The organism is Loktanella sp. F6476L, assembly GCF_023015725.1.
GTDB lineage: Bacteria > Pseudomonadota > Alphaproteobacteria > Rhodobacterales > Rhodobacteraceae > Yoonia.
In genome coordinates this window covers 393,597-407,373 of the sequence record NZ_JALKAR010000001.1, presented here as the reverse complement: position 1 = coordinate 407,373, position 13,777 = coordinate 393,597, and the positions used below count along the sequence as shown (strand labels likewise).

Genomic DNA, 13,777 nt, shown 5'->3' with positions numbered 1-13,777 from the left:
TCAGCGTCAAACTATGTCCGCATGGGCCAGACTACAACGGTGCGCGACTGTAACCTTTGTCACGAAGACGTACGTGGTTGCTTGACTCTTAAATTGAACAGTCGTTCATTTACGAAATCGGGGGAGGATACCATGTTACGAAAAGCGGACAGCATTGCAGCGCTGCGCGACAATTTCGCGTGGGACATTCCCGACCGCTATAACATCGGCGTCGACGTTTGCGACCGGATCGCGGACCAAACACCCGACGCCCCCGCCATCATCGACGTGGCCACCGACATGTCCCACATCACCTACAGCTTCGGCGATCTGCGGGCGATGTCGAACCGCTTTGCCAATGTCCTGTCGGGCATGGTCGATATCGGTGACCGCGTCGCGGTGCTTTTGCCCCAATCAATCGATACGGCCGTCGCACACATCGGGGCGCTGAAAGCGGGCTGCATTTCGATCCCGCTGTTCACGCTTTTTGGTCCTGACGCGCTGCTCCACCGCCTGCGGGATTCAGGGACTAAGGTTGTCGTGACCAATCAAGAAGGCTTGGCAAAGATCGAATCCATCCGGTCAGAGCTTCCCGCGCTGGTGCACGTGTTGTGCACGGGTTGTGCACGTGAATCACACCTCGATTTTCACGGTCTCTGCGCTGATCAACCCGACACATTCACGCCCGTTGATACCGCTGCAGACGACCCCGCATTTATCATCTACACCTCCGGTACGACGGGAAATCCAAAAGGCGCGCTTCATGCGCATCGCGTGCTACTCGGCCATCTGCCCGGCGTCGAAATGAGCCATGATTTCTTTCCCCAAGCGGGCGACAAAATCTGGACGCCAGCCGATTGGGCGTGGATCGGCGGGTTGCTTGATGTGCTTATGCCCGCACTGCATCACGGGGTGCCTGTCGTGGCGCATCGCTTTGCGAAATTCGATGCAGAACAAGCAGTTACACTGATGAAAACCCACAATATCCGCAACACGTTCCTGCCACCAACGGCGCTGAAAATGTTGAAAGCCGCAGGCATTTCGGATGTCCCGATGCGGTCCGTCGCGTCTGGCGGTGAAACGCTCGGGGCCGCGCTGATCGACTGGGGCCGCGACACATTCCGGGTGACAATCAACGAATTCTACGGGCAAACCGAATGCAACATGATCGTGTCATCTTGCGGCGCGATCACCCCCGCCGAACCCGGCGTGATGGGTTTTGCTGTGCCCGGCCATGACGTTGCTATCATTGACGAAAAAGGCAACCCAACCACCGACGAAGGCGCGATTGCAGTACGCAGTCCCAATCCGGTTATGTTCTTGAATTACTGGAATAATCCCGACGCCACAGCCGCAAAATACCACGGTGATTATCTGCTCACAGGCGACCGCGGCCAGCAAATGCCATCGGGCCGGATCAAGTTCATCGGGCGCGACGACGACGTGATCAGTTCAGCCGGATATCGCATCGGTCCCGCCGAAATCGAAGACTGCCTAATCACCCACCCCGCCATCCGGCTTGCCGGTGTCATCGGCACACCGGATACCGTGCGGGGCAGCATCGTGACCGCATTTCTTGTTTTGAATGAAGATGTTACTCCCAACGATAGGCTGACCCAAGACATCACAACTTACGTCAAATCGCGTCTTGCTGCTTACGAAGCACCGCGCAAAATCCACTACATCACCGACATGCCCATGACGACAACAGGCAAAATCATCCGCGCGAAACTACGCGATATGGCAAAGGAATTGACATGACCGACACCATACTTTTCGACGTCCAAGACGATATCGCGATCATCACGCTCAACCGCCCCGAACAGCGCAATGCGATCAACCCCGACGCCTGTACCGCACTGCGCGAAGCCGTAGATCGCCTTGAAAACACACCGGAATTACGGGTCGGCATCTTGCGCGGCGCAGGTCCGGTTTTTTGCGCAGGCATGGATTTGAAAGCGTTTCAGGCGGGGCAAGCAAACGACATATTGCTGGGCGAACACGGCTTTGCGGGATTTGTGAAACGGAGACGCAGCAAGCCAATCATTGCGGAAGTCCAAGGCGCCGCGCTTGCTGGTGGTTTTGAATTGATGCTGGCTTGCGACCTGATCATTGCCGCCGACGATGCCGTCTTCGGATTGCCCGAACCTACGCTTGGCATTGTGGCTGGCGCCGGTGGTGCCGTCCGGTTGGGCGCCCACCTACCGCCAGCCATCGCCAACGAGATTTTGCTGACTGGTCAGGTATTTAGCGCTGGAAAAGCCGTGGACTGGGGTTTGATCAACCGTGCGGTTTCGACATTTGACTTATCAGATACGACGCTTGCGCTTGCCAAAACCATCGCAAAAAATGCGCCCATCGCAATTGCAGAAACCCTAAGGCTGACCGCGCTGCGCGGGCGCGCCGATGACGCCATGTGGGACGCGAACGACCAAGCGATCAAACAGATCAGCGCAACACAGGACGCGCACGAAGGCATCGCTGCATTCTTGGAAAAGCGTCAACCAAAATGGTCGGGGCGTTAGTCGGCAATATCCGCAAAGATGTTGTCTTTTTCGACAAAATCAAAACGGGTTTCTTCGACTGATCCTTCGTGAATATCCGTCACTTCGACACGCCCATCGCCATACCCCACGACAATGGCGTCGCAGATATCAAGGAATAGACCATTCTCGACCACGCCCGGTATCTGATTGATAATCATACTCAATTGGCGGGCATCACCGATACGGTTCAGGTGCAGGTCAAGAATGTGGTTGCCTTCGTCGGTATGAAACGGCGCGTCGCCGTTCATGCGCAGGCTGGTCGTCCGGCCCAACACATCTAACCCGATCAAAGTTTCCTCGATCAGCGCCTTTGTCGTTTGCCAACCAAACGGGATGACCTCAACCGGCAATGGAAATGCACCAAGCGTTTCGACCCTTTTGGACGCATCTGCGATGACAACCATGCGTTCGGACGCAGTCGCGACGATTTTTTCCTGCAACAGCGCGCCACCGCCGCCTTTGATCAAGTTCAGCTTGCCGTCATATTCATCAGCACCATCTATCGTCAAATCCAGCGTCTGCGCTTCATCAAGCGAGATGACATCGATACCAACGTCGCGGGCCAGTTGGGCGGTGCGACTGGATGTCGGAATGCCCTTGATTGTAAGCCCTTCATCGCGGACTCGTTCCCCCAAGCATTGCACCAACCATGCAGCGGTTGATCCAGTTCCAAGACCGACTTTCATGCCGCTTTGCACAAACTGAGCCGCCCGCTTTGCAGCCACAAATTTTGCTTTGTCGATGGGGGACAGGTCAGACGACATGGTGGCAGCTCCGCTCAATTCGATTTTCAAAATGTATAGGCCGCATCGTGTCATGAAGAAACGGAAAAATGCAGGGCATGTTGCGACCAGTGCCGCGACCCATTAGCGTTTTGACATGAAACAGTTCCTGATCCCATTGGCCATCATCGCCAGCCCAGCCGCCGCACAAGACAACGCTGAAGTCGCATTGGCCAAAGCAACCCTTGAAGCGCTTCAGGGCCCATCTTTTGCGGCCAATCGCGAATATTGCGGCTACATCGTGATCGACGCTGACGGCGAGCTGGCAGCAACCCCTGCCGTCCAAGGTGCAATCGGCCACTGCGAAGCAGATGAGCCACCTGAAGACAGTGTACCAATCGCGTCTTACCATACGCATGGCGCGTTCGATTATGACACGCCAGCCGAATTTCCATCTGTTGGCGATCTGGAAGCGGATGAAGCCGAAGGCGTCGATGGCTACATTTCCACCCCGGGCGGGCGGCTTTGGTATGTGGATGGCGTTGATCAAATCGCAAGCCAACTATGCGGCGTCGGATGCCTGTCCCAGCACCCCGACTTTGAGGCTGGTCTCGATGGTGAATTGCAAATCAGCTACACCATAGATGAACTGCGCGCACTTGAGGCCGAATAAGCCGCTATTGCGTCGTTTTCGGCGCGTCGGTCTAAGATGCGGGGACTAAGTTCACACCATGACTGACGATCTGGTTCTTCATTATGCGCCCGACAACGCATCGCTTTGCGTGCGGCTTTTGCTTGCCGAAATGGAGATGCCCCACCGACTTGTGCTGGTTGATCGCGCGGCCAAAGAACAGCGTTCTGCCGCCTACCTCGCGATGAACCCCAACGGTTTGATCCCCACGCTGGAAACGCCTGACGGTCCGCTGTTTGAAACTGCGGCAATCCTTCTGTGGCTGGCTGACCAGCGCCCCGGCACCGTTTTTCCCGCGCCGGATACAGGCCCGCGTGGTATCGCCCTGACGCGCCTGTTTTGGATGTCGAATACCGTACATCCAGCCCTGCGTATGCTGTTTTATCCAGACGTTTACATGGCAAGCGATCCTGAAGGGCTACGCCGGCAAACCCGCCCGCGCTTGGCGTCATATTTCGCCCAGCTAGACACCTATTGGGACAGCGTCGCCTGTCCCGCTTTGGCCTGCTATCTGGCACCTATGCTGCGGTGGTGCGCGCTTTACGGCGGTGACACGACATGGTTCGATTTGTCAAAATGGCCGACCCTGCACAACTTTGCTGTTGCTTACGAAAACCGCCCGCATGTCAGCGAAGTTTGCCAAGCAGAGGGTTTAGGACAAACGCCTTTTTCCAAACCCAGCCCTGCCCGCCCCCCAGAAGGAAGCGCTACCTGATGTTTCTGTCCGTATTCGATATGTTCAAGGTAGGACTAGGTCCTTCATCGTCCCACACCATTGGCCCGATGGTCGCTGCCGCCCGTTTTTTGGATCATCTACGGTCGCAACCTTTTGCCATCGCTGGCGTTAAAGCATCCCTGCACGGCTCACTTGCGTTTACGGGCATCGGGCATGCGACGGATCGTGCCGTCATCTTGGGGCTGGCGGGGTTTCGGGCGGATGATTACGACAAGGCCAAAGCAGACGCAGCTTTTGATGATATTCTGACGTCAAAACAACTGACACCAAGCGACTTACCAGCGTTGCAGTTCGACCCAACCACAGACCTGTTGTTCGATTATGGCACCCCCCTGCCTGGGCACGCTAATGGGATGAAATTGCACGGCACAGACAGCCAAGGCGATGTCATCATTAGCCAGACCTATTATTCCATCGGCGGCGGTTTTGTCCTGACCGATAGGGAATTAGCGGACGGAAAGGACACCGATACCGGCGCACCAGTCCCCTTTCCATTCCATACGGCGGCGGAAATGCTAACGATGGCCGACACGTCCGGCAAATCAATCGCCGATATGAAGCGCGCCAATGAACTGAGCCGGATGGCGCATGCAGATTTAGATCGCGGATTAACCCGCATTTGGGAAGTGATGGCAGCCTGCATAGATCGGGGTTTGGCCACCGACGGGACCCTACCCGGTGGCCTGAATGTCAAACGTCGCGCCAAGGGCATTCATGATGCCCTGCAAGCGGAACGCGGCATGAACCTATCCGCCCCGCATACCATCAATGATTGGATGTCGACCTACGCGATGGCGGTGAATGAGGAAAACGCGGATGGGGGGCAGGTCGTCACGGCCCCCACCAATGGGGCCGCAGGCGTGGTGCCCGCGACGATCCGCTACTACCTAGATCATGTGCCCGGTGCCACGATCACGCGAGTACCTGACTTTTTGCTCACGGCGGCGGCCATCGGCGGATTGATCAAATTCAACGCGTCGATTTCAGGTGCTGAATGCGGATGCCAAGCCGAAGTAGGCTCTGCCGCCGCCATGGCAGCTGCGGGTCTTTGTGCGGCGCTGGGTGGGTCACCCGCGCAAATCGAAAATGCAGCTGAAATCGCGCTGGAACATCATCTTGGCATGACCTGCGACCCCGTCAAAGGATTGGTGCAAGTTCCCTGCATCGAACGCAACGGGTTGGGCGCGATCAAAGCGGTGTCTGCGGCTTCGCTGGCATTGCGCGGCGACGGCACACACCTTGTCCCGCTTGATGCGGCAATCGAAACCATGCGGCAAACAGGCGTGGATATGTCGGAAAAATACAAAGAAACCGCGCTTGGCGGTCTAGCCGTAAACGTCCCCAACTGCTGAACAATCGTCAAAGGCGCGTTCACCATTCAAGCGCATCGCTGGTTTCTTTGACGACTTCCCCCCCTGCCGGAGGCTCCCGCCTCCGCACCATACGCAACGCGCATTGTACCCACCGCGCATTCAAACTAGCGTTCTCTTATGTCCCAAGACCGCCCCTTTCTCGGCATCCTTCTTATGCTCGGTTTCTGCGTGCTCGCACCGCTTGGCGACGCCATGGCAAAGGTGCTGGGCGGCACGGTTGCACTGATGGGTTTGATCTGCGTCCGGTTCGGCGTCCAGGCGATCTTGTTGACCCCGCTCGTTCTATTGCGCGGTCAATCTTTGCGGCCGCCTGCAGGCACGTTTCCCAAAATTCTATTGCGGACGTGTTTGCACATCGCCGGGGTCGCGCTGATGTTTTCGAGCCTGCGGTACTTGCCGCTTGCAGACGCCCTTGCAATCGCCTTTGTCATGCCGTTCATCATGTTGATATTGGGTCACTTTGTCCTGCACGAAGTTGTCGGCCCCCATCGCATTTGGGCTTGCGCCATTGGCTTCGTCGGTACGCTATTCGTGATCCAACCCAACTTTGCCGCCGTCGGGTGGCCCGCGCTTTTGCCGCTTGGTGTCGCAGTTGTCTTTGCCTTGTTTATGCTGGTGACACGACAAATTGCAAAGTCAATCGACGCAGTTCATCTCCAAGCGATCAGCGGGCTGCAAGCCTTGGTAATCCTGATCCCCTTACTGATTGCGTTTCCGAATGTGCCTGGTTTTGATCTTTCGTGGCCTGCACAAACTGATGTGATCCTACTGCTGATCCTCGGTGTGCTTGGCACTATCGCCCACCTGATGATGACAGGCAGCTTGCGCTATGCGCCCGCATCGACGCTGGCCCCGATGCAGTATCTTGAGATTCCTTTTGGGACCGCCATTGGATGGCTGATATTCAAAGACCTGCCGAACGGCTTGGCCGCACTTGGGATCTGCATCACGATCTCGGCCGGACTTTACATCATTCTGCGCGAACAACGGCTATCGCAGCTTGAAGCATCTCAATCGGAAGCGTCACAATAGCCGCGCCTGTCACGCGGACTGTTACGATTGGCGCTTTGGTTTTGTTCGACGAACTGACACGGCCGACCGGACTAAGCGCCATGTCGTCCATGTCCCACACCAGTCCGTTTGTTGTCGCGCGCACATCCGTCATCGGTAGGATCGCGAACGGTGTGCCTTCGGGTAGTTCAATGTCCCACTGCGTTGACGGCGACAGAAAACAGCATTCGGTGTCTGACAGCAAAATCAAGCGCTTCCCGCTTGATCGCGCAAGTGCGTTGAACGACGCAAACGAATGATCCAACCGCCCCCCTAAGAATCCCGCACCGATCAGGACGGGAGCAGATACACAACTTAAAGCCTTCTCAAGGTCGGTCGTGTCTTGCTCAGGGAGATGATGTAATTGTGGCGCGAAAACCCTCCGCGCCGCTGCGGAAAGACTGTCGAAATCGCCGATAACCGCCTTTGGGATGATCCCCGCGCGGCGCAAATGATCCGCGCCGCTGTCTGCTGCAACAAAGGTTTGGGTCAGTGTTTGCAGTATGTTAAGATGTTCTGGCCCAAGCTCCGCACCACCGATCAAAGCAATCGGTTCGGCGGCGTCAACAATCAGCTCTGTCATGGGGGTTTTGCCTTATTTGGGAAACTTGCCATATTTCAGACACGAAATAATACTGGAATAACCGCGGTGTTGTTCCGGATTGGGAACCAATTGGTGGTAAACAGACTGTCAAAGCGAATGGCAGAAAGCGAGCAATAATCATGGCTGGATCAACAAAGATTCTTACCGTCTCATATGGGACCTTCTCGTGTACCTTGGAAGGGTTCGACGATTCATTTCATTCCATGAAGGCAATTGCGGAATATTTCCGCGATCTTGCGCAGGATGATCGGTACTTCGGTGCGGAACCCCCTGCCCCGGATGCTGAAATGCTGGCGAAGATCGCCGAACGCGAGATTTCGCGCCGCGTCGAAGCAAAAATGGACGGCAAAGGCATTCGCCTGCGCGCCGAAATCGACGATGATACGACCACGCAACAAACGGTTACGATGCCGCCAAAAGCAGAAGCGCCTGTAAACGCAGAATCACCATCCGCATTGATGCCTGCCGCATCTTTGGTTGCAGCACCCGCCGTTGAAATCGATGAAGTCGCACCAGAAGCGGCGAACGATACATTCAAACAGGACGCGCCAGCACACCCAGATGCGGAAAGCGTCGCGGCAAAGCTGCAGCGCATCCGTGCCGTCGTTGGCAAACCAGCCGCCCCCGTCGAAGAATCGTATGAGGACGGTGCAGGCGCAGAGGAACCACTACTTGGCGATGCGGAAGCCGACGTCGTGAAAATCACTGCAGAAGACATCATTGCAGATGAGCATGACGCAGAGGCTGAGGCGAAGGCACAGGCAGAAGCGCAAGCTGCTGCAGAAGCCGCTGAAGCTGAGGCCGCTGAAGCCGAAGCGAAAGCGCAGCAAGAAGCGCAAGCTGCTGAAGCTGAGGCCAAAGCACAGGAAGAAGCGCAAGCTGCTGCAGAGGCCGCTGAAGCTGAAGCAAAAGCTCAGAAAGAAGCACAAGCTGCTGCGGAAGCTGAAGCAAAAGCTCAGGAAGAAGCACAGGCTGCTGCCGAAGCGAAAGCACGGGAAGAAGCGCAAGCTGCTGCCGAAGCCGCCGAAGCCGAAGCAAAAGCACTGGAAGAAGCGCAGTCCGACTTGTCATCTGACCTGAATGACATCGACGTGCCAAATGCCGAACAAGCTGAAACACAAAAAGCGCCTGTACGTGCACGGATCGTCCGCCTGCGGAAGGACAAGCCTGCAGAGGTTGTCGCGGAACCAGTCGTCGAAGAAGCAGAAGACGACGCAGACGTCGCGCAACGTGTTGCAGCGGCATTGAAAGTCGATACACCTGAAGTTGTCGCTGACGAAGTTGAAGCCGTTATCGAAGACGCGCCAGAAGCAGAACCAACAGCTGACGTTGCCGAAATCGAAGAAGTTGTTGCGGATGAAACATCCAAGCAAGACGAAATCCGCGCCGCGGTAGCAGCAGCGATCCCGTCGGGCAGCCTTTCTGCTGACGAAGAAGATGACCTGCAGCGCGAATTGGCCGCGGTTGCTGAAGATGTTGTATCAATCGAAGACGAAGCACCGGAAGTTGCGGAAATTGTTATCGAAGACACAGCAGCAGAAGCACCTGAAATGCCGGAAGTTGTTGAAACGCCTGCACGTGCTGGGCGCGGTGTGCTGCCAGAGCCTGACACGGCGGTTTCTCGTATCCTGAACCAGACTGACGCGGCACTGAATGAACCAACAGGCAGCCGTCGCCGCAATGCGATTGCGCAGCTGAAAGCGGCAGTCGCAGCGACTGAAGCAGCACGTCAATTGGGCGATCAGTCCCGCGTCGACGCTGAAAAGCAGGAAGCGTTCCGCGATGATCTGGATCAGGTTGTGCGTCCACGCCGCCCAGCGTCCCCTGAAGATCAGGCGCTTCGCACAGAGCGCCCACGTGCAGCCCCGCTGAAATTGGTGGCGTCCCAGCGTGTCGACGAAGACGACGCCATTGAAGAAGACGTGCAGCCACGCCGCGTTGCGACACAGCCAGTAGATGCCAAAGACACAGGCGGTTTCGCAGAATTCGCAGCCCAAATGGGTGCGTCCGACCTGCCAGACCTTCTGGAAGCCGCGGCGGCCTACACATCCTTCGTGGAAGGTGTCGAAGACTTCTCGCGTCCGCAGATTATGAAAAAGGTCCAGCTGACAACAGACGAAGAATTCAGCCGTGAAGACGGTCTGCGGTCCTTCGGCACGTTGCTGCGCCAAGGCCGGATCAGCAAAGTCCGCAACGGTCGTTTCCAAGTGTCTGAACAGACACGGTTCCGCCCTGACGCGCGGTCTGCATAAACGATCGATAAACTAACGAAACGGGCGGGGATTTCCCCGCCCGTTTGCGTTTGTGGCCTTCAAAAGTTAGCTATTCGTGACGATCGCCAAGAAAGTGAAAAGATGATCAGGCCTCTGCAACCTTACGACGCAATTCGTGCCGTATTCGTTTTCCACGACGCAATAATCAACGGCGCAGCTGATGCCTATAACTTGGATCAACGCCGTGCGTGGGCTGGCCCTGTGCCGGATACCGAAGGGTGGCAGAATCGCTTTCATGGCGTCAGCGGATTTGTCGCGGAACATGGCGACCAGATGCTAGGCTTCATGACCATTGATAACTCTGGATATATCGACCTCGCCTTTGTCCATTCCGATCACATCAGGACCGGGGTCGGATCGCAGCTATATGCAGCCGTTGAAGGATGGGCCGTCGAACGTCGCATTACGGAATTGACCAGCGACGCTAGCATCAAGGCCGAACCATTCTTCACGCGCCAAGGCTGGGTCATAAACGCAAAACAGGATGTCACCAAAAACGGCGTCACCCTGTCCAATTTCCGTATGTCGAAAGACCTTGCGCCGCTTATGCGTCCGGATCAGCCTGCCCGATCCCTTTGAAGATTGCCTTCAATGGAAATGCCCAAAGCACGCCTAGCCCGATGTAGACGCCGACTTCAACCAACACTGAAGGCCGGTTGAGCGGATCAGGATACAGCCAATTCATGATGGTCACCGCCATAACAATGTACAATGGTATCCCAAAAATCAGCACGAACAATGCCCAGCGTTTGCGGGCCTTATAGCTAAGCGCCATCAGTCACACCTTTAGTCGGCGAACGGGTCGGTTACCAAGATAGTATCGTCGCGTTCTGGTGATGTGGAAAGTAGCGCGACCGGACAGTCGATCAACTCTTCCACGCGGCGCACGTATTTGATGGCAGCGGCTGGCAGATCTGCCCAGCTGCGCGCGCCTTCAGTGGTTTCGGACCAACCCGGCATCTCTTCGTAGATTGGTACACAACGCGCTTGTTGATCGGCGGCTGTTGGCAAATAGTCCAAACGTTCGCCGTCCAATTCGTAGCCGGTGCAAATTTTCAGCGTCTCAAAACCGTCCAAAACATCAAGCTTTGTCAACGCGATACCGGTCACACCTGATGTGATGCATGTCTGGCGCACCAGTGTCACATCGAACCAACCACAGCGACGTTTGCGCCCTGTTGTCGTCCCGAATTCGTGACCGCGTTCGCCCAGCATTTGGCCGTCAGCATCATCAAGTTCAGTCGGGAATGGTCCTTCACCGACGCGTGTTGTGTAGGCTTTCACGATGCCCAGAACGAAATCAATCGCGTCTGGCCCCATGCCTGTGCCCGCAGCCGCTTGGCCCGCGATCACGTTAGAAGACGTCACAAACGGATATGTCCCGAAGTCGATATCCAGCAACGCCCCTTGCGCCCCTTCGAACAAAATCCGTTTACCGGCTTTGCGCTTTTCGTTCAGCACTTTCCAAACGGGTGCCGCATAGGCCAACACGGCTGGCGCGATTTCACGCAAATCAGCCAGCAACGCATCGCGGTCGATTGGCTCAAGACCAAGACCATTGCGCAGCGCATTATGGTGTACCAAGGCGCGATCAACACGCAATTCCAGCGTCGCATCGTCGGCCAGATCAGCGACGCGGATCACGCGGCGGCCAACTTTATCTTCGTAGCAAGGACCAATACCGCGACCAGTGGTGCCGATTTTCGCGACCGAATTCTGGCCTTCGCGCGCCCGGTCAAGTTCACCGTGGAACGGCAGGATCAGCGGTGTATTCTCAGCAACCATCAGGTTTTCAGGCGTGATATCAACGCCCTGTGCGCGGATCGTTTCGATTTCTTTGACCAGATGCCATGGATCAAGAACAACGCCGTTGCCGATCACCGACAGCTTACCGCCCCGCACCACACCAGATGGCAGCGCATGCAGTTTGTAGACCTCTTCGCCGACGACCAATGTGTGGCCTGCGTTATGACCGCCCTGAAAGCGCGCAACCACATCGGCACGTTCGGACAACCAGTCTACGATCTTGCCTTTGCCTTCATCGCCCCACTGAGCGCCCACGACGACTACGTTTGCCATGATATCTGTCCTTTTGGAATCCCGTGCCCCCTATAGCCATGCGATCCGCCCTGTGAAACACCAAAGTTCTAGACAGGCGCGGATGGGTCTGGTCAAAGTCCCCCAAACACCAAGTTAAGAGGCGAGTTTCATGGGATTTCTTTTACGCTGGGCCTTTGCCTTTTTGCTATTGGCCGCGACATATAACCCGACAGAATGGAACGTTGTGCGCTGGGGCATGGCCAATTACGCCACGCAAATCCCGCTGACGATCCTTGCCTGTCTGGTCTTGTTGGTCGGATACATCATCTATTTGCGGGCTACATTACGGTCGATCGGCCTGTTCGGGATGCTGCTGATTCTGGCGGTGGCGGGCACATTGATCTGGGTGTTGTTTGATTTCGGGTGGATTAGTCTGGCCAATCCGACCTTCAACACATGGCTGGGTCTTGTAGTACTGTCGCTGGTTTTGGCGATCGGCCTGTCATGGTCAATTGTGCGGCGCAAACTGTCGGGGCAAGCGGACGTGGACGATGTGGATGGGTAAGTCGGAGTATCTGGTTTTGAGCTGAATGGCACAATTAACGTACCAGAACCTGTCCAGCACAGAGGGTACTTGACCCTGCCCTCTGAACTGCAATGTTATGCGCAATTTAATGACATGAATATGCTGAGAATGAATTGTGCTTAATGGCGCGAAAACAGCCAAGATCGAAGCGCGGCTAGAAGCCTTAGAGGCAGAGAGCGCAGCTTATCGCGCAGTGTTGCTCTGCATTTCGACGTCACTTTCGGTAGAGGATCGCGAGGTCTTGGCTATGGCAGTTTCTGCCGTAAAAAACAGTTGGGACCTAAGCAACGATATACCGGAAGGCCACAAGTCAGCTTTGACGCGCGTGACTGAAATGATAACTGAAGGGGTCGATTTGGCTGACAAGCACGGCCTAGACTAGCTATCTGCTGTACGTAGCTGTCTATAGAAACCTCTCTAATTCTGTCCGTGGCAAAATAAGAGATAGGACGAGCTTCTGATCCTACCCGCGCGATTTCTGAGCAGACGCTTCCCATGGACCAGACTTCTGTCCGAAGCTCGGCATCTGTCAAATTGGACGCAAATCCACAATCATTTCCAAACTTTAGTCCAAACCTTTTTACGCCAAATCCCAAACCACGCGCCCTTTCCGCATTCCACCCTTGCGACAAACCCGACAAACCCCTAAATAACCCCAAACACACTCTGATCGCAGGCACTATACCCCCTATGGAAAACGTCATCCTCGTTATTCACCTGATTTTGGCGTTGTCCTTGATTGGCGCTGTGCTGATGCAGCGCTCTGAGGGCGGCATGGGGAGCATGGGCGGCGGTGGCGGCGGCGGCGGTTCTGCCGGTAGCCGTGCCCCTGCCACAGTGATGGGTAAATTCACGTGGATCATCGCGGGCGCTTTCATCGCCACATCCATCGCGCTGACAATCGTGGCTGCACAGCAATCCGCTGGTGCATCTGTTGTTGACCGTTTGGGCGATGTTCCAGTGGCTGAAGATGGTGTTGCGACGCCTGATCTGGGCGAAAGCCTGCTGCCACCATCATCTGATGATGCGCCTCTGGTTCCGTCAGGAAACTAACCACTTGGTATCCTTATAGTAACGCACTGACCCAAGCACATTCTTGGGTCAGCTGTCGTTCTACGGGTTGCGGGCGCGGGCCGAATCCGAGTATTCTTAAATCCCGTGATGATGCGATTTTTGA

General features: G+C 55.9%; 14 protein-coding genes. 10 read left to right on the top strand and 4 right to left on the bottom strand.

Annotated features, from left to right (window positions below; translation table 11 throughout):
• The first annotated feature begins 132 nt into the window (after nucleotides 1-132).
• Both MWU61_RS02065 and MWU61_RS02060 read left to right on the top strand, forming a co-directional pair.
• A complete protein-coding gene (locus MWU61_RS02065; protein ID WP_247126366.1) occupies nucleotides 133-1,740 on the top strand; it encodes an AMP-binding protein in 1,608 nt (535 codons plus the stop codon).
• On the top strand, nucleotides 1,737-2,504 hold the full coding sequence (locus tag MWU61_RS02060; protein WP_247126365.1) for an enoyl-CoA hydratase-related protein: 768 nt from the start codon (nucleotides 1,737-1,739) through the stop codon (nucleotides 2,502-2,504). Before MWU61_RS02065 ends, MWU61_RS02060 begins: the two co-directional genes overlap by 4 nt.
• Here MWU61_RS02060 and rpiA read toward each other — a convergent pair.
• Complete coding sequence (gene rpiA, locus MWU61_RS02055; RefSeq protein ID WP_247126363.1) at nucleotides 2,501-3,289, bottom strand: ribose-5-phosphate isomerase RpiA; 789 nt, start codon at nucleotides 3,287-3,289, stop codon at nucleotides 2,501-2,503. The genes MWU61_RS02060 and rpiA overlap by 4 nt on opposite strands.
• A gap of 115 nt (nucleotides 3,290-3,404) precedes the next feature.
• Here rpiA and MWU61_RS02050 point away from each other — a divergent pair, with 115 nt between their 5' ends.
• From MWU61_RS02050 to MWU61_RS02035, 4 genes are all read left to right on the top strand, one after another.
• Nucleotides 3,405-3,920: a DUF4329 domain-containing protein gene (locus MWU61_RS02050; RefSeq protein WP_247126361.1), complete on the top strand. Its 516-nt coding sequence runs from the start codon at nucleotides 3,405-3,407 to the stop codon at nucleotides 3,918-3,920.
• 58 nt (nucleotides 3,921-3,978) lie between these two features.
• The gene (locus MWU61_RS02045; RefSeq protein ID WP_247126360.1) at nucleotides 3,979-4,653 is read left to right on the top strand and encodes a glutathione S-transferase N-terminal domain-containing protein; all 675 of its coding nucleotides are present in this window, start codon (nucleotides 3,979-3,981) and stop codon (nucleotides 4,651-4,653) included.
• On the top strand, nucleotides 4,653-6,026 hold the full coding sequence (locus tag MWU61_RS02040; RefSeq protein WP_247126357.1) for an L-serine ammonia-lyase: 1,374 nt from the start codon (nucleotides 4,653-4,655) through the stop codon (nucleotides 6,024-6,026). The genes MWU61_RS02045 and MWU61_RS02040 overlap by 1 nt, the downstream gene beginning before the upstream one ends.
• Nucleotides 6,027-6,164: 138 nt before the next feature.
• On the top strand, nucleotides 6,165-7,079 hold the full coding sequence (locus MWU61_RS02035) for a DMT family transporter (protein WP_247126355.1): 915 nt from the start codon (nucleotides 6,165-6,167) through the stop codon (nucleotides 7,077-7,079).
• Here MWU61_RS02035 and MWU61_RS02030 read toward each other — a convergent pair.
• A complete protein-coding gene (locus MWU61_RS02030; RefSeq protein WP_247126353.1) occupies nucleotides 7,018-7,680 on the bottom strand; it encodes a thiamine diphosphokinase in 663 nt (220 codons plus the stop codon). The two genes, MWU61_RS02035 and MWU61_RS02030, sit on opposite strands and share 62 nt — an antisense overlap.
• Nucleotides 7,681-7,820: 140 nt before the next feature.
• On the opposite strand from MWU61_RS02030, the gene MWU61_RS02025 reads away from it, so the two are divergent.
• Entirely contained in the window at nucleotides 7,821-9,953 is a 2,133-nt protein-coding gene (locus MWU61_RS02025) for a hypothetical protein (protein ID WP_247126352.1), read from the top strand.
• 102 nt (nucleotides 9,954-10,055) lie between these two features.
• Nucleotides 10,056-10,553, top strand: a complete 498-nt coding sequence (locus MWU61_RS02020; RefSeq protein ID WP_247126350.1) for a GNAT family N-acetyltransferase — start codon at nucleotides 10,056-10,058, stop codon at nucleotides 10,551-10,553.
• Here MWU61_RS02020 and MWU61_RS02015 read toward each other — a convergent pair.
• Nucleotides 10,519-10,749, bottom strand: a complete 231-nt coding sequence (locus MWU61_RS02015; protein ID WP_247126348.1) for a DUF2842 domain-containing protein — start codon at nucleotides 10,747-10,749, stop codon at nucleotides 10,519-10,521. The two genes, MWU61_RS02020 and MWU61_RS02015, sit on opposite strands and share 35 nt — an antisense overlap.
• Nucleotides 10,750-10,760: 11 nt before the next feature.
• Nucleotides 10,761-12,053, bottom strand: coding sequence for an adenylosuccinate synthase (locus MWU61_RS02010; RefSeq protein ID WP_247126346.1), 1,293 nt, complete (start codon nucleotides 12,051-12,053; stop codon nucleotides 10,761-10,763).
• Nucleotides 12,054-12,183: 130 nt separating this feature from the next.
• On the opposite strand from MWU61_RS02010, the gene MWU61_RS02005 reads away from it, so the two are divergent.
• Nucleotides 12,184-12,579, top strand: a complete 396-nt coding sequence (locus MWU61_RS02005; RefSeq protein ID WP_247126344.1) for a DUF6524 family protein — start codon at nucleotides 12,184-12,186, stop codon at nucleotides 12,577-12,579.
• 711 nt (nucleotides 12,580-13,290) lie between these two features.
• On the top strand, nucleotides 13,291-13,653 hold the full coding sequence (secG, locus tag MWU61_RS02000) for a preprotein translocase subunit SecG (RefSeq protein ID WP_247126342.1): 363 nt from the start codon (nucleotides 13,291-13,293) through the stop codon (nucleotides 13,651-13,653).
• Nucleotides 13,654-13,777 lie beyond the last annotated feature (124 nt).